The sequence below is a fragment of the Streptomyces sp. NBC_00637 genome, from assembly GCF_045161545.1.
Classification (GTDB): Bacteria; Actinomycetota; Actinomycetes; order Streptomycetales; family Streptomycetaceae; genus Streptomyces.
In genome coordinates, this window is record NZ_CP109046.1 from 5,390,495 (window position 1) to 5,416,171 (window position 25,677).

At 73.2% G+C, this 25,677-nt stretch carries 21 protein-coding genes; 10 read left to right on the top strand and 11 right to left on the bottom strand.

The window, feature by feature from the left end; all coding sequences use genetic code 11:
• Positions 1-36: 36 nt before the first annotated feature.
• The 3 genes from OG440_RS23695 to OG440_RS23705 all read right to left on the bottom strand — a co-directional run bounded on the left by OG440_RS23695 (position 37) and on the right by OG440_RS23705 (position 3,947).
• Entirely contained in the window at positions 37-840 is an 804-nt protein-coding gene (locus OG440_RS23695) for an endonuclease (RefSeq protein ID WP_351766374.1), read from the bottom strand.
• A 210-nt stretch (positions 841-1,050) separates the two neighbouring features.
• Positions 1,051-3,378 (bottom strand): glycosyltransferase family 39 protein, encoded by a 2,328-nt coding sequence (locus OG440_RS23700; protein ID WP_406008791.1) that lies wholly within the window; start codon positions 3,376-3,378, stop codon positions 1,051-1,053.
• A gap of 203 nt (positions 3,379-3,581) precedes the next feature.
• Positions 3,582-3,947, bottom strand: coding sequence for a hypothetical protein (locus tag OG440_RS23705; protein ID WP_406008792.1), 366 nt, complete (start codon positions 3,945-3,947; stop codon positions 3,582-3,584).
• 92 nt (positions 3,948-4,039) lie between these two features.
• Between OG440_RS23705 and OG440_RS23710 the strand changes: the two genes are divergently transcribed.
• The 6 genes from OG440_RS23710 (at position 4,040) to OG440_RS23735 (ending at position 12,205) form a co-directional block, all read left to right on the top strand.
• Positions 4,040-4,891, top strand: a complete 852-nt coding sequence (locus OG440_RS23710) for a serine hydrolase (RefSeq protein ID WP_406008793.1) — start codon at positions 4,040-4,042, stop codon at positions 4,889-4,891.
• 72 nt (positions 4,892-4,963) lie between these two features.
• Positions 4,964-6,013 (top strand): esterase-like activity of phytase family protein, encoded by a 1,050-nt coding sequence (locus OG440_RS23715; RefSeq protein WP_406008794.1) that lies wholly within the window; start codon positions 4,964-4,966, stop codon positions 6,011-6,013.
• A gap of 137 nt (positions 6,014-6,150) precedes the next feature.
• On the top strand, positions 6,151-9,915 hold the full coding sequence (locus tag OG440_RS23720) for an ABC transporter ATP-binding protein (protein ID WP_406008795.1): 3,765 nt from the start codon (positions 6,151-6,153) through the stop codon (positions 9,913-9,915).
• 89 nt (positions 9,916-10,004) lie between these two features.
• Positions 10,005-10,142 carry a hypothetical protein gene (locus OG440_RS23725; protein WP_406011575.1) on the top strand — a complete coding sequence of 46 codons (138 nt, stop codon included), beginning with the start codon at positions 10,005-10,007 and terminating at the stop codon, positions 10,140-10,142.
• Positions 10,143-10,224: 82 nt separating this feature from the next.
• Positions 10,225-10,629: a hypothetical protein gene (locus OG440_RS23730; RefSeq protein ID WP_406008796.1), complete on the top strand. Its 405-nt coding sequence runs from the start codon at positions 10,225-10,227 to the stop codon at positions 10,627-10,629.
• A 145-nt stretch (positions 10,630-10,774) separates the two neighbouring features.
• A complete protein-coding gene (locus tag OG440_RS23735) occupies positions 10,775-12,205 on the top strand; it encodes a S28 family serine protease (protein ID WP_406008797.1) in 1,431 nt (476 codons plus the stop codon).
• A gap of 113 nt (positions 12,206-12,318) precedes the next feature.
• Here the strand turns inward: OG440_RS23735 and OG440_RS23740 are convergent, their stop codons facing one another.
• From OG440_RS23740 to OG440_RS23750, 3 genes are all read right to left on the bottom strand, one after another.
• Positions 12,319-14,103, bottom strand: coding sequence for a glycoside hydrolase family 3 protein (locus OG440_RS23740; protein ID WP_406008798.1), 1,785 nt, complete (start codon positions 14,101-14,103; stop codon positions 12,319-12,321).
• 298 nt (positions 14,104-14,401) lie between these two features.
• Positions 14,402-15,271 carry a haloalkane dehalogenase gene (locus OG440_RS23745; protein WP_406008799.1) on the bottom strand — a complete coding sequence of 290 codons (870 nt, stop codon included), beginning with the start codon at positions 15,269-15,271 and terminating at the stop codon, positions 14,402-14,404.
• A gap of 429 nt (positions 15,272-15,700) precedes the next feature.
• Positions 15,701-16,609, bottom strand: coding sequence for a LysR family transcriptional regulator (locus OG440_RS23750; protein ID WP_406008800.1), 909 nt, complete (start codon positions 16,607-16,609; stop codon positions 15,701-15,703).
• An 87-nt stretch (positions 16,610-16,696) separates the two neighbouring features.
• Between OG440_RS23750 and OG440_RS23755 the strand changes: the two genes are divergently transcribed.
• Genes OG440_RS23755 through OG440_RS23765 form a run of 3 tightly spaced genes read left to right on the top strand, consistent with a single transcriptional unit; the run spans position 16,697 to position 19,557 of the window.
• Positions 16,697-17,650 carry an EamA family transporter gene (locus OG440_RS23755; protein WP_406008801.1) on the top strand — a complete coding sequence of 318 codons (954 nt, stop codon included), beginning with the start codon at positions 16,697-16,699 and terminating at the stop codon, positions 17,648-17,650.
• Between the two features lie 5 nt (positions 17,651-17,655).
• Entirely contained in the window at positions 17,656-18,921 is a 1,266-nt protein-coding gene (gene aroA / locus OG440_RS23760; protein ID WP_406008802.1) for a 3-phosphoshikimate 1-carboxyvinyltransferase, read from the top strand.
• A gap of 3 nt (positions 18,922-18,924) precedes the next feature.
• Positions 18,925-19,557 (top strand): GNAT family N-acetyltransferase, encoded by a 633-nt coding sequence (locus OG440_RS23765; RefSeq protein ID WP_406008803.1) that lies wholly within the window; start codon positions 18,925-18,927, stop codon positions 19,555-19,557.
• A 143-nt stretch (positions 19,558-19,700) separates the two neighbouring features.
• Here OG440_RS23765 and OG440_RS23770 read toward each other — a convergent pair whose 3' ends face one another.
• Positions 19,701-20,726, bottom strand: a complete 1,026-nt coding sequence (locus tag OG440_RS23770; protein WP_406008804.1) for a LysR family transcriptional regulator — start codon at positions 20,724-20,726, stop codon at positions 19,701-19,703.
• Between the two features lie 51 nt (positions 20,727-20,777).
• Between OG440_RS23770 and OG440_RS23775 the strand changes: the two genes are divergently transcribed.
• Positions 20,778-21,395, top strand: a complete 618-nt coding sequence (locus OG440_RS23775) for an RBBP9/YdeN family alpha/beta hydrolase (RefSeq protein WP_406008805.1) — start codon at positions 20,778-20,780, stop codon at positions 21,393-21,395.
• On the opposite strand, the gene OG440_RS23780 is transcribed toward OG440_RS23775, so the two are convergent.
• The 4 genes from OG440_RS23780 to OG440_RS23795 form a co-directional block, all read right to left on the bottom strand.
• Positions 21,379-22,737 carry an MFS transporter gene (locus tag OG440_RS23780; protein WP_406008806.1) on the bottom strand — a complete coding sequence of 453 codons (1,359 nt, stop codon included), beginning with the start codon at positions 22,735-22,737 and terminating at the stop codon, positions 21,379-21,381. The genes OG440_RS23775 and OG440_RS23780 overlap by 17 nt on opposite strands.
• A gap of 582 nt (positions 22,738-23,319) precedes the next feature.
• Complete coding sequence (locus OG440_RS23785; protein ID WP_406008807.1) at positions 23,320-24,108, bottom strand: sugar phosphate isomerase/epimerase family protein; 789 nt, start codon at positions 24,106-24,108, stop codon at positions 23,320-23,322.
• A 55-nt stretch (positions 24,109-24,163) separates the two neighbouring features.
• Complete coding sequence (locus tag OG440_RS23790; RefSeq protein ID WP_406008808.1) at positions 24,164-24,547, bottom strand: hypothetical protein; 384 nt, start codon at positions 24,545-24,547, stop codon at positions 24,164-24,166.
• Positions 24,544-25,590 carry a LacI family DNA-binding transcriptional regulator gene (locus OG440_RS23795; RefSeq protein ID WP_406008809.1) on the bottom strand — a complete coding sequence of 349 codons (1,047 nt, stop codon included), beginning with the start codon at positions 25,588-25,590 and terminating at the stop codon, positions 24,544-24,546. The genes OG440_RS23790 and OG440_RS23795 overlap by 4 nt, the downstream gene beginning before the upstream one ends.
• Positions 25,591-25,677 lie beyond the last annotated feature (87 nt).

Genomic DNA, 25,677 nt, shown 5'->3' on the forward strand with positions numbered 1-25,677 from the left:
GGGAAGTTCAGCCCCTCCGCGGTCGCGCCGCGGGTCCTACCAGATCGCCTCGACCCACTCCGGGTGGTCGATGAACGGGTTGCGGTTGTGCTGGTAGGTGTCGTAGATGACCTGGTTGCGCTTCTCCTCGAAGGCGCTCGGCGGGTCCGCCTCGTTCCACGCCTTGAGGACGGAGAGCTTGCCCATGTACGGGTTGCTGCCGTTGCCGACCTTCTCGTTGGGCTCCAGGTTGGCGAAGCCGTCGTCACCCTCGTAGCGCACGGCCATGTAGAGGATCATGCGGGCCACGTCGCCCCGGTCCGCGGCGCGCGGCGCGAAGGAGTCGGAGTCGACGGTGCTGCCGCCGCCGTTGGTGACCGCGCTGCCGCCGTTGTCGAAGTCCAGGTTGCCGCGGATGCTGTTGACCTGGACGTCCGCGGGACGCAGGTGGTGCAGGTCGGTGCCCGGACCGGTCACCTCGCCGAAGTCGCCGTGGGACTTGGCCCAGGTGTGCTCGCGGTTCCAGTCGCCGACGTCACCGCCGTTGAGGGACTTGCTGCGCGAGACACCGCTGTACAGCAGGATCACGTTGCTGCTGTTGTTCGGGTCCTGGTCGGTGGCCTTCAGAGCGTCCCAGACCGCGGAGTACGAGATCTTCGTCTGGCTGCTGATGATCGTGTGCAGCGAGGACTTCAGACTCGTACCCGTCTTGCCGACCGCGTTCTTGTAGTACGTCGAGTCGTATGCCGTCGTGGTCGCCGCGGCGGGGGTCGCGGTGAGCGCGGGCGCGGTGAGACCGACCAGGACGGCAGTGGTGGCAAGGGCCACCGACTTCCATCGGCGTATGCGTGTCGCCAGCATGTGGGGTGTCCGATCTACGCGGGTTGATTGGAGGCGGCAATCGGGAGAGTGACATGCACATGCGGTCATGGCAATGAATCCGACGTGTCCATCAGGTGAAGGGAACCGGCAAACTGCCCCTTGTCTACGCGAGTTGAACGCGAGTTGTTACACGGAAGCGGCCCCCGACCGTGAAGTCGGGGGCCGCTCGCCGGCGTTGGGCCGGGGCGGTCAGCTCACGTCCGAGGCGTCCAGTCGGTAGATCGCCGACTGGCCGCTCTGCGTCGAGGTGTCCGTGCCCGAGGCGTCCGCCCCGGAGGACTCGGAGCCGGACCCGGACGCGGTGCCCGAACCGGCCGTGGAGCCCGACGTCGAGCTGTAGGCGCTCGTCGGCACCGCCGTGCCGTTCTTCTGCACCCAGGCGGTGATCTCCTGGTTCAGGGCGCTGTTGCCGCCCATGCCGCCGCCGCCGAGCTGGATGTAGTGCAGCTCGCCCTTCTTCACCAGTTCCTCGAGTTTGGCGAGGGTCATCGCCTGGTCGCTGCCGGTGAAGCCCCACATCGAGATGACGGGCTTGCCGCTGCTGAGGATCATCTGGCCCGCGCTCTGCGAGTTGGAGACCGCGATCAGCCAGGTGGCGCCGTCCTGGTGCTTCTCCAGGTACGAGATCAGCTCGCTGTCGGCTCCGCCCGTCCCGCCGCCGGTTGCCCCGCCGGGGCCACCACCGGTGCCGCCGCCCGGAGCCGTGCCGTTCTCGCCGCCGTTCTCGCCGCCGCCGGGGAACTCACCGTTCGCGCCGCCCTGTTGGCCGCCGCTCGGCGCGCCGCCGGGAGCACCGCCGCCCTGGGGGATTTCGCCGGTGCCGCCGCCCGGTGTCATCTGGCCGTTGCCGCCGCCGGGGAACTCGCCGTTCGCCTGGCCGCCCTGCCGGGTGCCGTCACCCTGGGCCTGGCCGCCGGGACCGCCGCCGAAGCCGCCGCGGCCACCGCCGCCGGGACCACCCATGCCGCCGCCCGTGGACGGGCCCGCGGTGGGGTTGCTGCCGCCCATGCCGCCGCCGGTGGAGGAGTCGAAGGCCGGCGAGGCGGCGTACGCCGTCGGGCCGGCGAGAGCCGCCACGATCGCCGCGGCGACGGACACGCCGAGCAGCCGGACCCTGGTGCCGGAGCTCGCGGACCGCAGGACGAACAGGCCCGTGATCGCGAGGACCATGAGCACGCCGACGACCGGCCACAGCCAGGTGTTCCAGCCGGTGGCGCGCCGCAGCAGCACGATCGCCCAGACGCCGGTGACCGCGAGCCCGGCGGGCAGCACCCACGACCAGCGGGCGTCGCCGCCGCGCAGGGCGCGCCACAGCATGACGCCGCCGCCTCCGCACAGCGCCGCGATGCCCGGGGCGAGCGCCGTCGTGTAGTACGGGTGCATGGTGCCCTCGGCCATGGCGAAGGTCAGGTAGTGCAGCACCAGCCAGCCGCCCCACAGCACCAGCGCGGCGCGGGTGAGGTCGGTGCGCGGGGCGCGGCCGCGCAGCACCAGGCCGGCGACGAGCGCGATACCCGCGAAGGGGATCAGCCAGGAGATCTGGCCGCCGAGCACGTCGTTGAACATGCGGCCGATGCCGGCGGTCCCGGCGAAGGAGCCGCCGCCTCCGCCGCCCCCGCCGTTGCCCTCGCCGCCGAGGACCCGGCCCAGGCCGTTGTAGCCCATGATCAGGTCCCAGGCGCTGCCGTCGGTCGAACCGCCGATGTACGGGCGGTCGTCGGCGGGCACCAGGGACACCGCCGTCGCCCACCAGAAGCTGGCCACGGCCAGCGCCACGGCGGCCAGCGCCAGGTTCACGGCCTTCTTCCTCCAGCCGAGCCTCGACGCGTACAGGTAGACGGCGAAGACGGCGGGCAGGGCGATGTAGCCCTGGAGCATCTTGGTGTTGAAGGCGAGCCCGAAGCAGACCGCGGAGCCGAGGAGCGGCAGCAGCCGGTCGTCGCGGGTGGCGCGCAGGGCGAGGGCCGCACCGGCCACCATCAGCAGGACGAGAACGGTGTCCGGGTTGTTGTCGCGGTTGATGGCGACGGTGATCGGCGTCAGCGCGAGCACGAGGGCCGCGACGGCGGCCGCCGCGGGTCCGAAGACCCGCTTCACGGAGGAGTGCAGGATCCAGATCGTGCCCAGCGCCGCCGCCACCTCCGGCAGCATCATCTGCCAGGTGCCGAACCCGAGGATCCGGCAGGACAGGCCCATGATCATGAGCGCGAACGGCGGCTTGTCGACGGTGATGAAGTTGCCGGCGTCCAGCGAACCGAAGAACCACGCCTTCCAGCTCTGCGTACCGCTGTAGACCGCGGCGCTGTAGAAGCTGTTGAGGCTGGATCCGGACAGGTTCCAGGAGTACAGCACGCCCGCCAGGATCATGATCACGATCAGCGCGGGGAGCGACCAGCGCGGCGCCTTGTCCGGCGGAGGTGGCGCGGGGGCCCTCTCGGAGGTCGACGGAGGCGCCCAGTCCGGGGACACGGCGGTGGGCGCGTTCGGGTGGGGGAGTGGATCGGTGGCAGATGTCACCAGTGCACCGTGCAGACGGCCGATGAGTGCGAGCTGTGGTCAGCCTTGGGGCAGCCTGTGGGTGGGTGAGAGGTGGGTAAGAGAGGAGCCGGGGCCACCCGGCGATCCTCCCTGCGGCTGTCCGGAAGGGCGCGCCTCACTCGTCGCCCGGTGCCCCCGGGCATCCGTCCGCCGGTGCGGACATCACCGCACGCGTGGCCGCCTCAGCGCGGAAGTACGTCGAACCTCTCCTTGTAGTGCGTGAGTTGCTCCTGGAATCCGGCGATGAAAGCCGCCTCCTCGGCGGGGTCCATCGTGCTGCCGGGTAGGGCGGCCTGCAGGAAGTCCGGTATCTCACGGAACACTTCGACGGCCGCCCGCCATCGTTCTCCGCCCCGGCTCCGCGCGAGCAGCAGGTCCCTCGCCAGGGTCCTCAGGCCGTCGCCGACGAGCTCGACGGGCACCTTCTTCCGGCGGAACCTCTGCACGTCGGGTGCCTTCGCCTCGGGCGTTCCGAGGTGGCGCAGCACCCACAGGGCGGCGCGCAACTTCCCGGCCGTACGGTGTCCGTTCGTTGTCTCGGTCGGCATCCCTCATGCATGCCCCGCGCTCCCGGGAGTTACGAACTTCCGTGTAGGGAACGTGAGTACAACTTTCGCTCATGTGTGTGAGTCAACAGGTCATGACTCACCGGACACGAAGAAGCAGCAGGCTGCTCGGCGCCGGGCTCACCGCCGGCGTCCTCATGGCCGGCGTGGCCGCCGCCGCACCCGCCGCGGCCGCCACCCCCACCGTGAGCTGTACCTCGGCCAAGGCCGGCCTCGCGGCCAAGCTGAAGAAGGACATCACCGCCGCCCTCGCGAACCGCAAGGGCACGGTCGCCGTCGGCCTCTACGACCGCACCACCGGCACCACGTGCACCCTGCGTGCCTCCACCGCATTCGACTCGGCCAGCGTCGTCAAGGTCACCGTCCTCTCCGCGCTGCTGTGGGACGCGCAGAAGACCGGCCGGGCGCTGACCAGCCGGGAGAAGACCCTCGCCACGGCCATGATCACCAAGTCGGACAACGCCTCCACCTCCACCCTGTGGAAGCAGCTCGGCCCGACGAGGATCAAGAACTTCCTGACGGCCGCGAAGATGACCCAGACCAAGCCGGGCGCCAACGGCTACTGGGGCCTGACCCAGATCACCGTCACCGACGAGCAGAAGCTGCTGAAGCTGCTCACCGCCAGGAATACGGTCCTCACCGACGCCTCGCGCGGCTACGTCAACACGCTGATGGGCAAGGTCGTCTCGACGCAGCGCTGGGGCACCCCCTACGGCAGGCCGGCCGGGGTGAGCTGGCATGTCAAGAACGGGTGGCTGTCGCGCAGCACGCACGGCTGGCGGGTGCACAGCGTCGGCACGTTCCAGGGCGGCGGCCACGACTACGTCATGACCATCCTCACCCACGGCAACAGCACGATGAACTACGGCATCTCGACCATCCAGGGCGTCGCCAAGGTCATCCACAAGGACCTGGCCGCGTCCTGATCGAGCCCCTCCTGATCGAGCCTTTACACGGTGTCCCACCGCCCGTCACCGACCCGGCCTACGGTGGCGCCCATGCGCCTGCGAACCGTACTCGCCACCCTCACCGCCGGCCTGGCGGCGGCCACCACTCTCGCCGCCGCCGGGCCCGCCGACGCCCGCCCGGCCACGACCACGGCCGCCGACACGGCCACGGGCCACGCATGCTCACCCGCCGTCTCCCTGGCCGGCTTCTCCGACGCCCTCGACAAGACGACGTTCGACGGCACCTTCGTCGGCAACTTCTCCGCACTCGCCCTGGACCGGGACGGCTCCCTCGCGGCCCTCTCCGACCGCTCCTCGCTGTTCGGCCTGGAAGCGAAGACCCTCGCCCCGCGGTCGGTCGTCCCGCTCGCCGACGAGAGCGGCGCCGCACTCGACAGTGAGGGTCTCGCCGTCGACCGGGACGGCACCCGGCTCGTCACCTCCGAGACCGAGCCGTCCGTCCGCCGCTACCGCGCCGAGGGCGAGATCCTCGACCGCCTCCCGGTGCCCGCCTCGCTGCTCGTCGCCCCGGCCGGCCGCGCCACGGCCAACCAGACCTTCGAGGGGCTGACGCTGCTGCCCGGCGGACGCACCCTCCTGGCGTCGATGGAGTACGCGATCTCCGGCGACAGCGCGGGCATCGTCCGCTTCCAGACCTGGACCAGGACCAGGGGCGACCACTTCCGGCTCGCCGCCCAGTACGCCTACCGCGCCGACGCCGGCCTCGGCGTCCCCGAGGTCCAGGCCCTGCCCGACGGCCGGCTCCTGGTCCTGGAGCGCGGCTTCACCACCGGCGTCGGCAACACGGTCCGCCTCTACCTGGCCGACCCCCGCCACGCCACGGACACCGCCGGCGTCGCGAACCTCACGGGCCAGGACGGCGTGCGCCCGGTGAGGAAGAAGCTCCTCGCCGACATCGTGAACTGCCCGTCACTGGGAGCGACCGCCGAGCAGCCCCAGCCGAACCCGCTGCTCGACAACATCGAGGGCATGGTGATCACGGGCCGGACCAAGGGCCGCGTGGAGGTGCTCCTGGTCAGCGACGACAACCAGAACGCGGCACAGACGACCCGCTTCTACCGGTTGCGCGTACGCGTCTGACCGTGTCCGGCCGCCGCTGACCGGCTGTGACCGTGTGTTCCCGATTGTTGCGGAGGGATGAAATCCGCTTGTTTCGGCGTTGGTGCCTTCCGGCAGCCCAGGACGACTGGACGACTGGACGACAGGAAGGCACCGGCGTGGCGGTACAGCAGGGGGAGCGGCGGCCGGGCTGGGCGCGCAGACTGGCCGGATACGCCTGGCGGCACCCGAAGGACGTCCTGCTGGCGCTGGGCTCCTCGCTCGGGGGCATGGCCGTCATGGCGCTGGTCCCGCTGGTCACCAAGGTGATCATCGACGACGTGATCGGCGACCACACCCGGGGCATGGCGCCCTGGGCCGGAGCCCTGCTCGCCGCCGCCGTCCTCGTCTACGTCCTCACGTACGTCCGCCGCTACTACGGCGGACGGCTCGCCCTCGACGTCCAGCACGACCTGCGGACCGAGATGTTCGACACGATCACCCGCCTCGACGGCCGGCGTCAGGACGAGCTGTCCACCGGCCAGGTCGTGGGCCGCGCCACCAGCGACCTCCAGCTCATCCAGGGTCTGCTCTTCATGCTCCCGATGACGATCGGGAACCTGCTCCTCTTCCTGATCTCCCTGGTCATCATGGCCTGGCTGTCCCTCCCGCTCACCCTGGTCGCCCTCGCCGTGGCGCCCGCCCTCGCCTACATCGCGCGCCGCAGCCGCACCAAGCTCCACCCCGCCACCTGGTACGCCCAGGCCCAGGCGGCGGCCGTCGCGGGCGTGGTCGACGGAGCCGTCAGCGGCGTACGCGTCGTCAAGGGCTTCGGCCAGGAGGACCAGGAGACGGGCAAGCTGCGCGAGGTCGGCCGCCGGCTCTTCGCCGGCCGGCTGCGCACGATCCGCCTGAACTCGGCCTACACCCCCGCCCTCCAGGCCGTCCCCGCCCTCGGCCAGGTCGCCATGCTGGCGCTCGGCGGCTGGCTGGCCGTGGGCGGCCACATCACCCTCGGCACCTTCGTCGCCTTCTCCACCTACCTCGCGCAGCTCGTCGGCCCGGTGCGGATGCTCGCCGTGGTCCTCACGGTCGGCCAGCAGGCCCGCGCGGGCACCGAACGTGTCCTGGAGCTGATCGACACCGAGCCGTCGATGAAGGACGGCACCAAGGCGCTGCCCGCCGACGCCCCCGCCACCGTCGAGTTCGACGACGTGACCTTCGGCTACGACCCCGGCCGGCCCGTCCTCGACGGCCTCAGCTTCGAGATCCGCCCCGGCGAGACCCTCGCGGTGGTCGGCTCCTCCGGCTCCGGGAAGTCCACCGTCTCCCTCCTGCTGCCCCGCTTCTACGACGTCGGCCGGGGCGCCGTCCTCATCGGCGGCCAGGACGTCCGCGAGCTCACCCTCGACTCGCTGCGGGCCGCGATCGGCCTGGTCCCCGAGGACTCGTTCCTCTTCTCCGACACCGTCCGCGCCAACATCGCCTACGGACGTCCCGACGCCACCCAGGAGCAGATCGAGGCGGCCGCCCGCACCGCCCAGGCCGACCGGTTCATCGCCGAGCTGCCCCTGGGCTACGACACGACGGTCGGCGAGCACGGGCTCACCCTCTCCGGCGGCCAGCGCCAGCGCGTCGCGCTCGCCCGGGCGATCCTCACCGACCCGCGCCTGCTGGTCCTCGACGACGCGACCTCCGCCGTGGACGCGGCGGTCGAGCACGAGATCCACGAGGCCCTCCAGCAGGTCATGCGCGGCCGCACGACCCTGCTCATCGCGCACCGCCGCTCCACCCTCAACCTCGCCGACCGCATCGCCGTCCTGGACGCCGGCCGCCTCGCCGACCTCGGCACCCACGAGGAGCTCCAGAAACGCTCCGCGCTCTACCGCCGCCTGCTCACCGACCCCGACGAGCTCGGCGGGGTCTCGCCCGGCCACACCCTGCCCTCCCCGAGTCTCGGCTTCGCTCGAGCGGGAGGATCCCCCTCGCCCGGCGAGGACACCTCCGTCCGCGACGAACTGGACGCCGAGTTCGACGCCGAGCGCGGGGTGACCCCCCGGCTGTGGACCGGCGACCGGGAGCCGAAGGACACCACCCTGTCCGGGATGCCGGCCACCCCCGAGCTGCTCGCCCAGATCGACGCCCTGCCGCCGGCCGCCGACACCCCCGGCATCGACGAGCGCCAGGCGGTCCGGCCGGAGAAGTCCTACGGCCTGCGCAGGCTGCTGCACGGCTTCGGCGCGCCCCTCCTCGTCAGCCTCGGCCTGGTCGCCGTCGACGCCGGGACGAGCCTGTTGCTGCCGGTGATGATCCGGCACGGCATCGACCAGGGCGTGACCCGGGCGGCGCTGGGCGCCGTCTGGGCGGCCTCGCTGCTGGCGCTGCTCGCCGTGCTGGTGCAGTGGGTCGCGCAGACCGGCGAGATCCGGATGACCGGCCGCACCGGCGAACGCGTCCTCTACAGCCTCCGGCTGAAGATCTTCGCCCAGCTCCAGCGGCTCGGACTCGACTACTACGAGCGGGAGCTCACCGGCCGGATCATGACGAGGATGACGACGGACGTCGACGCCCTCTCCACCTTCCTCCAGACCGGCCTGGTCACCGCCTTCGTCTCGGTCGTCACCTTCTTCGGGATCATGGGCGCCCTGCTGGTCATCGACGTGGAGCTCGCGCTGGTCGTCTTCGCGACGCTCCCGCCCCTGATCGTCGCCACGTACTTCTTCCGCCGGGCGAGCGTGAAGGCGTACGAGCTCGCCCGCGAGCGGGTGTCGACGGTCAACGCCGACCTCCAGGAGTCGGTGTCCGGGCTGAGGATCGTGCAGGCCTTCCGCCGCGAGCGGGACGGCGCCGCTCGGTTCGCGCGGCGCAGCGCCGACTACCGCGAGGCGCGCATCCGCGGCCAGTGGCTGATCTCGATCTACTTCCCGTTCGTGCAGATGCTGTCGTCCGTCGCGGCGGCGGCGGTCCTGATCGTGGGCGCCGGCCGGGTGGACGCGGCGAGCCTCACCACCGGCGCGCTGGTCGCGTACCTCCTCTACATCGACCTGTTCTTCGCCCCCGTCCAGCAGCTCTCCCAGGTCTTCGACGGCTACCAGCAGGCGACCGTCTCCCTGGGCCGGATCCAGGAACTGCTCCGGGAGCCGACGTCCACGAAGTCCGCCGACGAGCCGGAGGAGGTCCTCTCCCTGCGCGGCGAGATCGCCTTCGAGGACGTGCACTTCAGGTACGGCTCCGCCGACGAACCCGAAGACGCCCTGACCGGTATCGACCTGCGCATCCCGGCCGGCCAGACCGTCGCCTTCGTCGGCGAGACCGGCGCGGGCAAGTCGACCCTGGTCAAGCTGGTGGCCCGGTTCTACGACCCCACCGGCGGCCGGGTCACCGTCGACGGCACGGACCTCCGCTCCCTCGACCTCACCTCGTACCGCCACCGCCTGGGCGTCGTCCCGCAGGAGGCGTACCTCTTCCCCGGCACCGTCCGTGACGCCATCGCCTACGGCCGGCCCGACGCCACCGACGCCGAGGTGGAGGCGGCGGCCAGGGCGGTCGGCGCGCACGAGATGATCGCCACCCTCGACGGGGGCTACCTCCACGAGGTCGCCGAACGCGGCCGCAACCTCTCGGCCGGCCAGCGCCAGCTGATCGCGCTGGCCCGCGCCGAACTGGTCGACCCGGACGTCCTGCTCCTCGACGAGGCGACAGCCGCCCTCGACCTGGCCACGGAAGCCCAGGTCAACCAGGCCACGGACCGCCTGGCCGGCCGCCGCACCACCCTGGTCGTGGCCCACCGCCTCACCACCGCCGCCCGAGCGGACCGCGTCGTGGTCATGGACCACGGAAGGGTCGTCGAGGACGGCACCCACGACGAGCTCCTCGCCCTGGACGGCCGCTACGCCCGTCTGTGGCGCACCTTCGTCGGCGAGGACGAGCCCGCGGCGGTGTGAGGCGCCGGTATCTCGTGGCCGAGGTCGGCGAGCCGGGCGGAGTCCGGCCGTCGTCCCGAAGCCCGGGAGGCCCGCCAGGGCCGAGCGGTGTGAGGGCGACAGGGGGAGGTTCAGCCCACGGAAGGGTCGTCGAGGACGGCACCCACGACGAGCTCCTCGCCCTGGACGGCCGCTACGCCCGTCTGTGGCGCACCTTCGTCGGCGAGGACGAGCCCGCGGCGGTGTGAGGGCAACCATTCTGCGGCCGTCGTGCGTCCGTACATCAGTACGGCGATCGGGTGTACGGCGGACGTGGGAGGGGCGGGAACCGTGGGCACAGGTGCGAGAAGCGGGACGGTCAGGCGGCTGGTGCTCGGGCTGGTCCTGCTGGTCGTGTCGGGGTTGCTCGCCGTCGTCGCGCCGGGCAGCGCCCAGGCGGCGACCTCCGCCTCGTCCTGCCCGGGCCGCAAGGTGCGGACCCTGCCCTTCTCCACCGGCTCCGTGCTGGTCTACAAGGGCGGCGGTTACGTCTGCGCCGTCACCGTCCAGAAGAACCCCGGCACCAAGCGGCTGATCTCGGTGAGTGTGCAGGCGCGTGGTCATGTCGCCGTGTCGAAGTCGAGGAAGCACACGCGTAGTTCACCGCCGGCCAGGGTCTACGCGGGGCACCGGTGCGTGCGGGTGACGGGCGCGGTGGCCGGCGGTTCGTACCGGTCGGGCTGGATCCTCTGCTGAGACCTTGCCGAACCCGGCCGGGGGAAAGTCCTCGGCCGGATTCACCGCGGTGGGCCGACGCCGCGTCAATCCCCTCTGGTGTGACGGGTGTTGCTCCGATAGCTTCCGGCGACGCACATCTGTCTCACAGGGAGGGTGCACGCGCATGCGCAAGGCGCTCAGATGGCTGCTGGCACTCACGGTGCTCATAGGCACCTTGGGTACGGCGGCCACGGCAGGGGCGGCCACCGCCGCCGAGCCCAAGGCCACCGCCGGTACGGACATCAAGGACCAGCTCCTCGCCGTACCGGGTATGAGCCTGGTCGAGGAGAAGCCGTACCCCGGCTACCGCTACTTCGTCCTGAACTACACCCAGCCGGTGGATCACCGGCACCCCGCCAAGGGGACGTTCCAGCAGCGGATCACCGTGCTGCACAAGGACACCGCGCGCCCCACGGTCTTCTACACCGGCGGCTACAACGTCTCCACCACCCCCAGCCGCCGCGAGCCCACCCAGATCGTGGACGGCAACCAGGTCTCCCTGGAGTACCGCTTCTTCACGCCCTCCCGCCCCGACCCGGCCGACTGGTCCAAGCTGGACATCTGGCAGGCGGCGAGCGACCAGCACCGCGTCTTCAAGGCGCTGAAGAAGATCTACTCCAAGAACTGGATCTCCACGGGCGGCTCCAAGGGCGGCATGACGGCGACCTACTACGAGCGCTTCTACCCCAAGGACATGGACGGCGTGGTGGCCTACGTGGCCCCGAACGACGTCGTCAACGACGAGGACTCCGCCTACGACCGCTTCTTCGCGAGCGTCGGCACCAAGGAGTGCCGCGACCGCCTGAACGCCGTACAGCGCGAGGCGCTGGTGCGCCGGGAGCCGCTGGAGAAGAAGTACGCGGACTACGCGGCGGCGGAGGGCTTCACCTTCGACACCATCGGCGGCCTGGACCGCGCCTACGAGGCGGTCGTCCTCGACTACGTCTGGGGCTTCTGGCAGTACAGCCTGCTGTCCGACTGCGAGTCGATCCCGGCGGACGCGGCCACGGCGACGGACGACGAGATCTGGACGTCCGTCGACACGATCTCGGGCTTCTCGTTCTACACGGACCAGGGCCTGGCCCCGTACACCCCGTACTACTACCAGGCGGGCACCCAACTGGGCGCCCCCACCATCCACTTCCCGTCCATCGAGAAGAAGTACATCCGCTACGGCTACCAGCCCCCGCGCAACTTCGTCCCCCGCGACATCACCATGAGGTTCCAGCCGCGGGCGATGCGTGACGTCGACACGTGGGTCGAGCACCACGCCCACCACATGCTCTTCGTCTACGGCCAGAACGACCCGTGGGGCGCGGAACGCTTCCGGCTCGGCAGCGGAGCGAAGGACAGCTACGTCTTCACGGCCCCCGGCCTGAACCACGGCGCGAACGTCGCCGGTCTGGTCGCCGACCAGAAGGCGCTGGCCACGGCCCGCATCCTGGCCTGGGCGGGGGTCGCGCCCACCGCCGTGTCCCGGGCCGAGCCGCTGGCGAAGTTCGACGCGAAGCTGGACGTCCGCGACGTGGAGCGGGAGCCCGCGCTGCGTCCGTGAGCGTGACGCACACCGGCCCCGCGCACCCCACCGGGGGCCGCGGGGCGAGGTGATGCGGGCCGTGGACGACCGGGCGAGATGCCCGGCGTCCACGGCCCGCCGTGCGCGTACGCCTAGTACGTCAGGCCGTGCCCGATCGGATACAGCACCTGCGTCGGGTCGTCCGCCCGCCGCACGGGCACCGGCAGCTTCCCGCGCGGCGCGACCGTCCCGGCGATCACCCGGGCGGCGGCCCGCAGTTCGACGTCGGTCCAGCAGTAGGTCGCCAAGCAGGCCCGGGCGGACGGGAGTCGTGCCACGTCGTACGGGTTGCGGACGGCCACCGCCACCACCGGGCGCCCGGTCGCGGCCAGTTGTTCCACCAGCGTCCGCTGCGAGTCGGCCGCCGTGACGTTGTAGGTCGTGACCACCACGGCGTCCGCCCCGGCCGCGGCCGTCACCGCCCCGGCGATCGTCTCGGCGGAGGGGGCCGTGCCCGTGGACAGGGCGGTCGCCCGGAACCCCAGTGCGGTGAGGGCGGCGGCCAGGACGCCGGTGGGCGGGCCCGTGGTGCCGGTGGGGGAGGCCGGATCGGCGCCGACGACCAGGAGCCGGGGGTGGGTCCGGGGCGAGAGCGGCAGCAGTGACCCTTCGTCGACCAGCAGCGTCGTGGTCCGCTCGGCCATCCGGTCGGCCGCGGCGAGGTGTTCCGGCGCCCCGACCGTCCGTCCGACCTCGGCCGTGCCGACGTACGGGTCGTCGAAGAGCCCCAGCCGTGCCTTCAGCCGCAGGATCCGCAGGACCGACACGTCGAGCCGCCGCTCGGTGAGCTCCCCGTCCCGTACGGCCTTCAGGACGGCGTTCCACGCCACGTCCAGGTCCGGCGCGTTGAGGAGCTGGTCGACGCCGGCCTTCAGCGCGAGCACCGGCACCCGGGCGTCGCCGTACTTCGTGCGGACGCCCGCCATGTCGAGGGCGTCGGTGACCACGACCCCGTCGTAGCCGAGGGTCTCGCGCAGGAGACCGGTGACGATCGGACGGGAGAGGGTGGCGGGGTCACCGGAGTCGTCGAGGGAGGGGACCAGGATGTGCGCGGTCATGAGGGAGTCGATGCCGGCCGCGATCGCCGCCCGGAAGGGCACCGCGTCCAGCGTCTCCCACTCCTCGCGCGAGTGGGTGATGACGGGGAAGCCGGTGTGGCTGTCGACGGTCGTGTCGCCGTGCCCGGGGAAGTGCTTGGCGGTCGCCGCCACTCCCGACGCCCGGTAGCCCTCGGCCTCCGCCGCGACCAGGGCCCCCACCGCGGCCGGGTCGGCTCCGAAGGAGCGGACGCCGATGACCGGGTTGGCCGGGTTCACGTTGACGTCGGCGACGGGGGAGTAGTCCTGCCGGATGCCCATCGCCCGCAGCTCACGGCCGGCGAGGCGGCCGAGGGTACGGGCGTCGGTGCGGCTCCCCCCGGCGCCGATCGCCATGGCGCCCGGGAAGAGGGTGGCCGGGCGGCCCACCCGGCAGACGGCACCGTGCTCCTGGTCGGTGGAGATCAGCACCGGCAGACCGTGCGGCTGCCCGAGGGAGGCCCGCTGGATGCCGTTGGAGAGTTCGGCGATCTGGCCCGGGTCGCGGGTGTTGTGCGCCCAGGCGAAGTAGATGATGCCGCCGAGCCGGTAGCGGGCGAGCAGCTCGGCTGCCGTGCGGACGCCGAGTTCGCGGAGGTTGGCGTCGATGTCGGCCTGGTCGGGCGCGGTCGCCGAGTGGCCGTACACCCGCGACACGAAGACCTGGCCGACCTTCTCCTCCAAGGTCATACGGGCGAGGAGTTCGCCGGGACGGGGGTCGTCCGCGTACGCCGGACCGTCGACGGCCAGGGCTGCGGTGACGCCCGCGCCGGCGGCGAGGACGGTGCGTCTGGAGGGCATGTGCGCTCCTTCCGGTGGGGGGACCGGTGGCGCACGCTACCCGCGGACGGCGCCGTCATCGGCGCATGGGAGGGGGGCGCGCCGATGACGGCTCGACTGCCGGGCCGCGGTGCGGCGGAGAGGGTGGGTCAGCGATCGCAGCCAGCAGCGAGGGCCGACACCGCACCGAGGTGACTCGTCCGACAGCTTGGGAGTTGGACGAGCGGCGCTCGGGCGGGGTTCCCGGTCGTGCCCCGTTTTCCGCAAGTCGGTGCGGGTGCGACAGGAGAGTCCGGTGGGGCGGCCGTCCGGCGCGCCGTCACCCGGCGCGCAGACCGTGCCGGTCGGCCCAGGCGGCGATCTCGGTGGCGATCTCGGTCGGCCGGTCCTCGGTGGCGTGATGGCCGGCGGCGCCGCACGGGACGGTCTCCAGGGCGGCGATGTGCGTGGCGCACCAGGCCGCCGTCTCCGGGCCGATGAGCAGCGTGGGGGAGCCCTCGAAGGTCAGCAGCAGCTTCGGCACGTCGTCGCTCTTCGCGAGCCAGGCGTCGTAGGCCTCGATGCGGGCGACGAGCTCGGCCGGTTCCCCGCCCAGCGGCAGCTGGCGGGCCCAGGCGAGCAGCGGGCGGCGGCTCTCGCGGGTCGGGTAGGGCGCGAGGTAGGCCGCGAGGTCGGCTTCGGACACCGGGTCGAGGACGCCCCCGGTGTACGCCTGCCGTACGAAGAGGTTCTCGTCGAGCATCGTCTCCCCGGCCGCCGAGCGGATCGTCTCCGACCGGCTGCGCGCCTGGGGCGTCAGCTCCTCCCAGGCCAGCGGCTTGACGATGGACTCGAAGAAGGCGATCCCGCGCACGTGCCCGGGGTGCCGCGCGGCCCGGTCGAAGGCGAGCGCGCCGCCCCAGTCGTGGCCGACCAGGACGACGTCGTCCAGACCGAGCGCGTCGAACCAGGCGTCGAGGTGACGGGCGTGGTCCTCGAACCGGTGGTCGAGGTGGGCGGGCTTGCCGGAGCGGCCCATCCCGATGAGGTCGGGTGCGAGGAGCCGCCCCGAGCCGATGCCCGGCAGGACGTGCCGCCAGGTGTGCGAGGAGGAGGGGTTGCCGTGCAGGAACACGAAGACCGGACCGTCCCCGGGCTCCCCGAGCTCCTCATGGTGCATGAACGAGTCGAGCACGCGTGTGGTGGGCATGCGAGACACGGTACATAGACATTATGTACATGGCTACTATTTTCCGCCTCCGGGCCTCCCCGCCTCCGGGCTTCCGGGCCTCCGGGCTTCCGGGCCTCCCCGCCTCCGGGCCTCCCCGCCTCCGGGCTTCCGGGCCTCCCCGCCTCTGGGCCTGCCCGCCTCCGGGCCTCCCGGGCTCCGGGCCTCCCGGGCTCCGGGCCTCCCGGGCTCCGGGCCTCCCGGGCTCCGGGCCTCCCGGGCTCCGGGCCTCCCGGGCTCCGGGCCTCCCGGGCTCCGGGCCTCCCGGGCTCCGGGCCTCCCGGGCTCCGGGCCTCCCGGGCTCCGGGCCTCCCGGGCTCCGGGCCTCCCGGGCTCCGGGCCTCCCGGGCTCCGGCTCCCGCGCCCCCCGGGGCCCCGGGCCCCCGCTCCCCGCTCTCCGTGCCGGGGCGTCTAGTGGGCCGACGCCCTCGGCCACTGTTCGCGCAGTACCCGTACCGCCTCCGCGATGGCCGGACGCCGGGCCGCCCCCGTGCGCCACAACGCGTAGAGCCGCCGGACGGGCGTCGGGTCGAGCGGGACCTCCACGACCCCGGCCGGCAGCGGGCCGCGCCCCAGGCGGGGGATGAGCGCGACCCCGAGGCCGGCGGCCACCAGGGCGACGAGGGTCGGATTCTCCTCGGCCGTGTGCACGAGGTCGGGCTCGTGCCCCGCCGCCCGCAGCGTGCGCACCAGCCAGTCGTGACAGACCCGGCCCGGCGGCTGGCAGATCCATCGCTCCCCGCCCAGCTCCTCCCGCCGTACGCCGGTCCGCCCCGCGAAGGGGTGGTCCTCGGGCACCAGCAGATCGCACGCGTCGTCGCCGATCACCGCGTGCTCGACACCGGCAGGGGCGGGCAGCGGCGCGATGTCCCAGTCGTGCGCGACGGCGAGATCGACGGCCCCCTTCGCCACCAGGTCCACGGAGAGATGCGGGTCGACCTCGGTGAGCCGGGCGTCCAGAGCCGGGTGCCGGCGGGCCAGGTCGGCGAGGACGCCGGGCAGCAGCCCGCGCGCGGCCGAGGCGAACGCGGCGATGGTCAGCCGCCCGGCCGGCACCCCGCGCCGCTCCTCGAGCCCCGTCTCGGCTCGCTCGACGATCGCCAGCAACTGCTCGGCCGTGGCGACGAGTTGGAGTGCCTCGTCGGTGAGCCGGATGCCGCGCCCGGCCCGCTCGAGCAGCACCGTACGGGTCTCCCGTTCCAGCTTGGTGATCTGCTGGGAGACCGCCGACGGGGTGTAGCCGAGAGCGGCGGCCGCGGCGCCGACCGTGCCGTGGACGGAGACGGCGTGCAGGGCGCGCAGCCGCTGGAGATCGAGCACCGTGAGTCCAATCGGTAGCGTTCCTTCATCCCACCATGCAGCAATCATCGCTGGTGCTTCACGGTTCGGCCGGGTGATTCTCGGCGTATGCGCCCCGCCCACCTCGCCCTCGCCGTCCTCGTCGCCGCCGTCTGGGGGGTGAACTTCACCGTCGTCGAGATCGGTCTCGGTCACTTCCCGCCGCTGCTCTTCTCGGCCCTGCGTTTCCTGCTGGCGGCCCTGCCCGCGGTGTTCTTCGTGGGCCGCCCGAAGGTGGCCTGGAAGTGGATCGTGGCGGTGGGCCTGGTGCTGGGGGTGGCGAAGTTCGGGCTGCTGTTCGTCGGCATGGACGCGGGCATGCCGGCCGGCCTGTCGTCGCTGGTCCTCCAGATCCAGTCGGTGTTCACCGCCGTCATCGCCTTCGCGGTGCTCGGCGAACGCCCGACCCGGGTCCGGCTGCTGGGCATGGCCGTGGCCCTCGCCGGGATCGGGGTGGCCGCGGCCGACGAGGGCGCCTCCGGTTCGCTCGGCGCGTTCGCGCTGGTCGTCGGGGCGGCGGTCTGCTGGGGCGCGTCCAACGTGCTCACCCGCCGGGCCTCACCGCCGGACGCGCTGAACTTCATGGTGTGGGTGAGCACGGTTCCGGTGCTGCCGCTGCTCGCCCTCTCCGTGCTGACCGAGGGCCCGTCGCGGGACCTGACCGCGCTGCGCGGGCTGGACTGGCAGGGCGTCGGCACGGTCGGCTACGTCGCCTGGGTCACCACCCTCTTCGGGTTCGGCGCCTGGGGCTTGCTGCTGCGCCGCTACCCGGCGTCCACGGTGGCCCCCTTCTCCCTCCTGGTCCCCGTCTTCGGCGTGACGTCGGCCGCCCTGTTCCTCGGCGAACCGGTGAGCGGCCTGCGCTGGTGCGCGGCGGCACTGCTGGTGGGCGGCGTGGCACTGACCTCCCTGGCCCCGGCGAGGACGGCCGTCGGGCCCGCCGTCCGGCCGCGGGACACCGCCTCGACACTCGTCCATCCCGTGGACGTACCGGCGCCGGAGCGGAGCGGCGCGGGATCATGAGGGGCATGGCCCTCGTCGACATCCCCGGTTCCAAGTCCCTCACCGCCCGCGCCCTCTTCCTGGCGGCGGCAGCCGACGGCGTCACCACGCTCCAGCGCCCCCTCCGCTCCGACGACACCGAGGGGTTCGCCGAGGGCCTGACGCGGCTCGGCTACCGCGTGGGACGGACACCGGACGCCTGGCAGGTCGACGGCCGCCCGCAGGGCCCGGCGCTCGCCGAGGCCGACGTCTACTGCCGCGACGGCGCGACCACGGCACGCTTCCTGCCGACCCTCGCCGCCGCCGGCCACGGCACCTACCGGTTCGACGCCTCCCCGCAGATGCGCCGCCGCCCCCTCCTTCCGCTCACCCGCGCCCTGCGCGACCTGGGCGTGGATCTGCGGCACGAGGAGGCGGAGGGCCACCACCCGCTGACCGTGCGGGCGTCCGGCGTCGAGGGCGGGGACGTGGTGCTGGACGCCGGCCAGTCCTCCCAGTACCTGACCGCCCTCCTCCTGCTCGGCCCGCTCACCCGCACCGGCCTGCGCGTCACGGTCACGGACCTGGTCTCGGTGCCGTACGTCGAGATCACGATCGCGATGATGCGGGCGTTCGGGGTGGAGGTGGGGCGCGAGGGCGACACGTACGTCGTCCCGCCGGGCGGCTACCGGGCCACGACCTACGCGATCGAGCCCGACGCCTCCACCGCGAGCTACTTCTTCGCGGCGGCCGCGCTGACCGGCGGCGAGGTGACGGTGCCGGGCCTCGGCGAGCGCGCGCTCCAGGGCGACCTGGGGTTCGTGGACGTACTGCGGCGGATGGGCGCCCGGGTGGACGTCGGCGCGGACCGCACGACCGTGTCCGGGACCGGTGAACTCCGCGGTGTCACGGTCAACATGCGGGACATCTCCGACACCATGCCGACCCTCGCCGCGATCGCCCCCTTCGCCTCGGGCCCCGTACGCATCGAGGACGTGGCGAACACGCGGGTGAAGGAGTGCGACCGGCTGGAGGCCTGCGCGGAGAACCTCCGGCGGCTGGGCGCCGAGGTGGCGACCGGCCCCGACTGGATCGAGATCAGGCCCCACGCGGGCGCTTCCCGCGAGGCCGGCGCGCTGAAGGGTGCCGACATCAAGACCTACGGCGACCACCGCATCGTCATGTCCTTCGCGGTGACGGGACTGCGTGTCCCCGGAATCTCGTTCGACGACCCCGGCTGCGTCCGCAAGACTTTCCCCGGTTTCCACGAGGCGTTCGCGGAGCTGGCGAAGGCACTGCGCAAGGACGGGTGACGGGTGGGTTTCACACTGGAGGGACCGGTTCTCGAAGGTGCGCTGGTGCGCCTGGAGCCGCTGGAGCACCGCCACGGGGCCGAGCTGGCGGTGGCGGCGGAGGAGAACCGGGGGACGTACGCCTTCACCTGGGTGCCGAGGGCTCACGAGGCCGGCGACTACGTCGACGCCCAGCTCGCCCGCGCGGCGACCGGGCGGGTCTCGCCCTACGCGCAGATCTCCCTCGCCTCCGGCCGGGCGGTCGGCGCGACCGCGTATCTGGAGCCGCGGTCCTGGCGGACCGACGAGCAGCTGGACGCCGTCGAGGTCGGTTTCACCTGGCTGGCCGGTTCCGCCCAGGGCACGGGCATCAACGCCGAGGCCAAACTCCTCCTCTTCCGGCACGCCTTCGCGCAGTGGGGCGTCTCCCGGGTGGATCTGAAGACGGACGCCCGCAACGCCCGCTCCCGCGCGGCCATCGCGAGCGTCGGCGCCCGGTTCGAGGGCGTCCTGCGCAACTGGTCCCGCTCCTGGGCGCCGGGTGAGGACGACCGCCTGCGCGACTCCGCGATCTTCTCCGTCACGGCGCTCGAATGGCCGCGATGCGAGCGGGAGTTGGCGGAACGGGTGGCGAAATTCCTCTCGGGCGCCCGGTGAGCGCGGCCGGGAACGCGGCTCGGGGCCTCGCACGTGGCGGCCCTCCAACACGGCACGGGGCCGGCACCCGCCGACCCTGCGGGCGTCCGGCCCGGGGGCCGCGGGGGGAGTGATCCGGGTGGCGCCGGCCGTCACCACGGTCGTCACCCGACCCGAGCCGCCCCCCGCGGCAGCCGTGCCGGTACGCGGGCGGCGGCCGTCCGCAGTTCCTCCCGCACCGCCGCCAGCACCGGATCCCGCTCCGCCCCGGCCCGCACGGCGACGAAGACGTTGCGGGACGGCGGCTCGCCCCGCACGGGTCGCAGCGCCAGGTCCCGGTGGGTGTACAGCGACCGCACCAGCCGGGGCACCAGCGCGACCCCCTGCCCCGCCTCCACCAGGCCGGCCAGCGCGGCCCAGTCGTTCACGTCGTGCCGGATGTCGGGCGTGAACCCGGCCGCCGCGCAGACCGAACGGGTCACCGCCCCGCAGCAACTGTGCGACTTCCCGACGATCCAGGCGTCCGTGGCCAGTTCCCGCAACGGCACCTCGGCGCGCTCCGCGAGACGATGGTCGGGCGGGAGGGCGACATCCAGGACGTCCGTCAGCAGGTCCTCGCGGGTGTAACGGCGGTCGGTGTGCGGGGGAGCGGCCGCGAAGTCGACGGCGACCGCCACGTCCACCTGCCCGCCGTCGAGCGCGGTGAACAGATCCGGCGGCTCGGCCTCCACCACGTCCACACGCAGTTGCGGAAGCCGGTCGCGCAACGCCCGCAGCGCGGGCGGCAGCAGCCCCAGGATGCCGCTGGAGAAACAGCCGACGGTCACCGCCCCCCGCCCGCCCTCCCCGTACGCCGCCAAGTCGGCGCGGGCCCTCTCCAGTTGGGCGGCGATGACCTCGGCGTGCGCGAGCAGGACCCGCGCCTGACCGGTGAGGCGTACGCCTCTGCCGTCCCGTTCCGTGAGCGGTACGCCCGCGTCACGGGCGAGAGCGGCGAGCTGCTGGGAGACCGCCGAGGGGGTGAGGTGCAGGGCCTCGGCCGTCCGCGCCAGGCTGCCCCGGCGCTCCAGCTCGCGTAGAACGGTCAGCCGGCGTAGATCGAGGGAGAAGGCGGCGCCCCAGGACTCATTCAGGGGGTGACCGTGGGGCTGACCCAGGGGCTTACTTAAGGGCTGGCTTACGGGTTCCACCGGAAAAGATTAACTGGACCTCGCGTGACGGGACGGGAAATCATCGGTCCCATGACCACAGGCCGGATCACGCGCTCCTGTCTCATCCTCCACGGCTGGCAGAACCACCGCCCCGAGGGCCACTGGCAGCACTGGCTCGCGGACCGCCTCGCCGGACTCGGCCACCAGGTCACCTATCCGCAGCTGCCCGACCCGGACGATCCCGGCCTGGAGGTGTGGCTGACGGAGCTGGCCCGCCACCTCGACGGGCTCGCCGCCGGTGCGGAGCGGGTGGTCGTCGCCCACAGCCTCTCGGTCCTGCTCTGGCTGCACGCCGTCGTCCGCGACCTGCCGGCGCTCGCGGGCGTCGACCGGGTGCTGCTGGTGTCTCCGCCGTCCGGCTCGGTCCTCGCGGGGTATCCGGAGGTCGCGGAGTTCGGTTTCGCCGAGGACGCCCTCGGGCGATGGCGGGCCGGCCGGCCGCTCCCGCACCCGACGCGGCTCGTCGCCGGGGACGACGACCCCTACCTCCCGGAGGGCGTTCAGGCGGCCTACGGCGACCCCCTGGGCCTCACCGCGGAACTCCTCCCCGGCGCCGGCCACCTCGACCTGGACGCCGGTTACGGTGCCTGGCCGTCGGTGCTGGAGTGGTGCCTGGACGGGGAGGCGGAGCTCACGGTGCGGGCGTAGGCGGCGCGACGGCCGGCGGGACGACGGGTGGACCCGCCGGCGCGGCGACGGACGTGCCTGCCGCCGGGGCGACGGCCGGCGCGGCGGGATCGGCGGCCAGCGGATCCGTGCCGCCCGTGCGGCGGCCGCCCCGCAGCTCCGGAGTCGCCGTCCCCACCGCGGTGACCGCCGCCAGGCACATCAGTCCGCCGGTGATCAGCGCGGTCGTCCCCGACGTCCAGCCGGCCACCACACCGCCGCGCAGGTTGCCGAGGTTGGGCCCTGCCTGGCCGACGATCGTCTCGGCCGCCGTCACCCGGCCGAGGAGCGCGTCCGGGGTGCGGGTCTGCACGATCGTGGCCCGGGACAGCACGGCCACCGAGTCCGCCGCACCGGCCACCGCCAGCATGCCGAGGCCCGCCCAGGCGCTGGTCGTCAGGCCGAAGAGGGCGAGGGCCGTGCCCCACACGCCCGCGGAGCAGAGCATCACCGGGCCGGGGCGGGCGAGCCGGGTGACCGGCCCGGAGAGGGCGGTCGCCGCCACGCCACCCACGGCGAGCGCGGACAGGAACAGACCGAGCGTGCGCGGGTCGCCGCCGAAGCGTTCCTCGTTGACGAGCGGGAACAGGCCGGCCGGCATCGCCAGCACGGTGGCGGCCAGGTCGACCAGCAGCGCGCCGCGCACCACCCGGTGACCGGTCAGGAACCGGAGGCCGTCCAGGACGCCCTGGACGCCGGGGCGGGACTTCTCGCCCTCGGGTGGCAGCGCGGGCAGCCCGTAGGCGCCGTAGAAGGCCATGCCGAAGGTGACGGCGTCCATCAGGTAGCACACGCCGACGCCCCACCAGCCGAGCACGACACCGGCGAGGGCCGGGCCGAGCAGCATCATCGCCTGGCCGGTGACCTGGTTCAGGGCGAGACCGGCGGCCACCTGGTCCCTCGGCAGCAGCCGGGGCACGAACACGCCCGCCGCGGGTGCGCCGATCGCCGCGAACGACGACTGCACCGCCACCAGCGCGAGCACGACGGCCACCGGCACCTGCCCGGTGAAGCCCTGCACGGCCAGCAGGACGGAGCAGGCCGCCGCGCCGACGGTGCTCAGCAGATACGCGCGGCGCCGGTCGGCCCGGTCCACCCAGGCGCCCGCGAACAGACCGACGCCGATCAGCGGCACCGCCTGCGCGAGCCCGACCGCGCCGCTCCAGACCGAGCTGTGGGTCGTGTCCCAGACCTGGTACATGACGGTGACCATGGTCATGAAGCTGCCGAGCGTGGACACCGTGCGCCCGATCAGCAGCCGCCGGAAGACGGGCGAGGAACGCAGCGGACGAACGTCGACCAGGATCCTGGGCAGAAGACTCATGACGGAACGACGGCGTCGGACACCGCTGGCTGCTGATTCACGGCGGGGAGGCTAACCCGGACCCCCAGCGGCATGCCACCCGATTACCCCGAACCCCCCGCCCCGGCCAGCAGTCCGGCCACCCGCCCGGCCACCCGCTCGGCCTCCCTGGGCCACCCGCCCGGCCGGCCTCCGATGCCACTCGCCCGGCCACACGTCCGGACAGCCGCTCGGCCGGCCCCCGGGCCGCTCGCCCGGCAACTCGGCCCGGCCACCCGCCCCGCCGAATGACCGGCCATCCGCCCGGCCACCCGCCCGGCCACCCGCCCTGCCGGATGCCCGGCCGAATGCCCTCCCCGGACCCGATCGCAGACCCGACCCCGGCCGCAGACCCGACCCCGGCCGCAGACCCGACCCCGGCCGTAGACCCGATCCCGGCCGCGGACTCGACCCGACCGCAGACCCGACCCCGGCCGTAGACCCGATCCCGGCCGCGGACTCGACCCGACCGCAGACCCGCCCCCATGCCATCCGGCTCACCCATTCACCCCTCCGCCCGCCCCGTCGCACGTGGCCGGGCATCAGGCCGGGCCCGAGGTCCGCTCACGCGGAGTCGTTCAGGAGCCGTGCGAGGTGTTCGCGCCCGGCGTTCAGCAGACCGGGCAGCGGTTCGGCGTTCTCGTACCAGCGCTGCTCGTACTCCCAGCACAGCCACCCGTCCCAGCCGTGCCGGGTCAGGACCTCCACGCACTCGGCGAGTGGCAGCACCCCGGCGCCGAGCGCCAGCGGGGTGGTGTCCTCGGCCGACGCGATGTCCTTGACCTGCACGTATCCGAGGTACGGCGAGAGCGCCGCGTAGGTCTCCTGCGGCTGTTCGCCGCCCAGCCAGGTGTGCATGACGTCCCACAGCGCACCCACCTGCCGGTGCCCGACCGGGCCGAGCACGCGGATGGCGTCCGCGCCGGTCCGGTGCGAGTCGTGGGTCTCCAGCAGGATGCGGACGCCGAGGTCGGCGGCGTACTCGGCGGCGGTGCCCAGCCGCCGGGCGGCGATGGCGTCGGCGTGCTCGTCCTCGCCGCCGGGAAAGACCCGGACATAGGGCGCCCCGAGGTCGCGGGCGAGGTCGACGAGCCTGCGGATGTCCTCGACGACGGGCCCGTCGTCGCCCGGCGCGGCCACCCGCGGATAGCCCGCGAGCCCCAGGACCTCGACGCCCGCCGCCTTGAACTCGGCGGCGACGTCGGCCCGTTCGTCCGGACCGAGCCCCGGATGGACCGGCTCCTCCGGATGGGCGCGCAACTCGACGCCGTGATACCCGTGCGCGACCGCGAGCCGCAGCACCTCGGACAGGGGGACACCGGGAACACCGAGGGTGGAGAAGGCGAGCTTCATGGTCACCACTCTCACCCCGGTACGGGGTGCGGGTCCAGTGGGGGCCGCCGAGGCCTCACCCGGGTGCACAGGCACGGAACCGGCGCAGCAGCTCCCGCCCGGCCGGGCTCTCCGCCTCGAAGTCCTGGTGCCGCTGCTCCTCCGGGACGTCGCGTCCCCAGACGCGCGCTCCGTTGCACCGGAAGCAGAACGCGATCTCGAAGAGCGGCTCGGGGCCGGTGGCGTCGTGGGCGCGGATGCCCCAGCCGGGGAGGAAGCAGCGGTATCCCGGGCTGTCCGGGAGCTCGCCGACCAGGTGCAGGAGCTGCCGTACCTCTTCCCCCGCCCAGACCTCGACGACGTCCCCGGCCAGGTCCCGCGAGGTGAGATGCCTGGCGGGGTCGCCGATCCGGACGACCTCGACCAGCTCGGCCCGGTCGTGAGCGGGAGGCAGCCTCATTCCCGGGGCGCTCCGGAGGAACCCCGCACCATCAACTCGCCCCGCACGGTGGCGATTCCGCCGGGCGGCGGTTCCTCGCGGCCCATCGCGATGCGCCCGGCCCGGGCTCCCGCCTCGGCCAGCGGCAGCCGCACCGTCGTGAGGGAGGGCACCGCGTCGATGCTGAAGGGGAGGTCGTCGAAGCCGGCGACGGAGACGTCGTCCGGGATCCGCAGGCCGGTGTCGCGCAGCGCCGCGCAGGCGCCCAGGGCGACGGAGTCGTTGGCGGCGACGACGGCCGTGAGGGAGGGGTCCCGGCGCAGCAGTTCCAGGGTCGCCTCGTAGCCGGCCCGGCGGTCGTACCGTCCGTGCACGGTCCAGCGGGGGTCCTCCTCGATGCCGGCCGCGGCCAGTGCCGCCCGGTGGCCTTCGAGCCGGTGCCGGGTGGTGGTCCGCTCCTCGGGGCCCGCGATGTAGCCGAGCCGCCGGTGGCCGAGCCCGATCAGATGCTCGGTCAGTTCCCGCCCGCCTCCGCGGTTGTCGAAGGTCAGGGCGATGGCCGTGGTCTCCGGTGCCGGCGGCCGGCCGCACAGCACGATCCGCGTCCCGGCCTCGCCGAGTCTGCGCAGCTTCGCCGCGACCGCCGCCGCGTGCGGCTCGTTCTCCATGGCCCCGCCGGTCAGCACCACGGCCGCGGCCCGCTGCCGCTGCAGAAGCGTCAGATAGGTCAGCTCGCGCTCCGGCGAGCCTCCGGTGTTGCAGACCACCGCCAGCCGCTCGCCGCCGGCCCGGCCGCCAGGTCCCCCGATCTCGGACTGGATCGCGCTCGCCATGATCCCGAAGAAGGGGTCCGCGATGTCGTTCACCAGGATGCCGACCAGGTCGGACGTGGCCGCGGCCAGTGCGCTGGCCGGGCCGTTCAGCACGTAGTCCAGGTCGTCGACCGCTCGCAGCACCCGCTCCCTGGTGGTTGCGGCGACGGGGTAGTTCCCGTTCAGCACGCGCGACACCGTCGCGGGCGAGACCTGCGCGCGGGCCGCCACGTCCGCCAGGGTCACCGTCATCTCGTCTGTCCTCCGGTCACGCATCTCGTCGTCGTACGTCGTCGTACGCCCAGGTAGACAGCTGCCTCACGGGCATGGTTCCGGGCG

Bases quoted from the DNA above. Each gene is read 5' to 3' on its own strand.
- OG440_RS23695 (WP_351766374.1), bottom strand. From the start codon at position 840: ATGCTGGCGACACGCATACGCCGATGGAAGTCGGTGGCCCTTGCCACC.
- OG440_RS23705 (WP_406008792.1), bottom strand. From the start codon at position 3,947: ATGCCGACCGAGACAACGAACGGACACCGTACGGCCGGGAAGTTGCGC.
- OG440_RS23710 (WP_406008793.1), top strand. From the start codon at position 4,040: ATGACTCACCGGACACGAAGAAGCAGCAGGCTGCTCGGCGCCGGGCTC.
- OG440_RS23715 (WP_406008794.1), top strand. From the start codon at position 4,964: ATGCGCCTGCGAACCGTACTCGCCACCCTCACCGCCGGCCTGGCGGCG.
- OG440_RS23735 (WP_406008797.1), top strand. From the start codon at position 10,775: ATGCGCAAGGCGCTCAGATGGCTGCTGGCACTCACGGTGCTCATAGGC.
- OG440_RS23740 (WP_406008798.1), bottom strand. From the start codon at position 14,103: ATGCCCTCCAGACGCACCGTCCTCGCCGCCGGCGCGGGCGTCACCGCA.
- OG440_RS23745 (WP_406008799.1), bottom strand. From the start codon at position 15,271: ATGCCCACCACACGCGTGCTCGACTCGTTCATGCACCATGAGGAGCTC.
- OG440_RS23755 (WP_406008801.1), top strand. From the start codon at position 16,697: ATGCGCCCCGCCCACCTCGCCCTCGCCGTCCTCGTCGCCGCCGTCTGG.
- aroA (WP_406008802.1), top strand. From the start codon at position 17,656: ATGGCCCTCGTCGACATCCCCGGTTCCAAGTCCCTCACCGCCCGCGCC.
- OG440_RS23775 (WP_406008805.1), top strand. From the start codon at position 20,778: ATGACCACAGGCCGGATCACGCGCTCCTGTCTCATCCTCCACGGCTGG.
- OG440_RS23780 (WP_406008806.1), bottom strand. From the start codon at position 22,737: ATGAGTCTTCTGCCCAGGATCCTGGTCGACGTTCGTCCGCTGCGTTCC.
- OG440_RS23785 (WP_406008807.1), bottom strand. From the start codon at position 24,108: ATGAAGCTCGCCTTCTCCACCCTCGGTGTTCCCGGTGTCCCCCTGTCC.
- OG440_RS23790 (WP_406008808.1), bottom strand. From the start codon at position 24,547: ATGAGGCTGCCTCCCGCTCACGACCGGGCCGAGCTGGTCGAGGTCGTC.
- OG440_RS23795 (WP_406008809.1), bottom strand. From the start codon at position 25,590: ATGACGGTGACCCTGGCGGACGTGGCGGCCCGCGCGCAGGTCTCGCCC.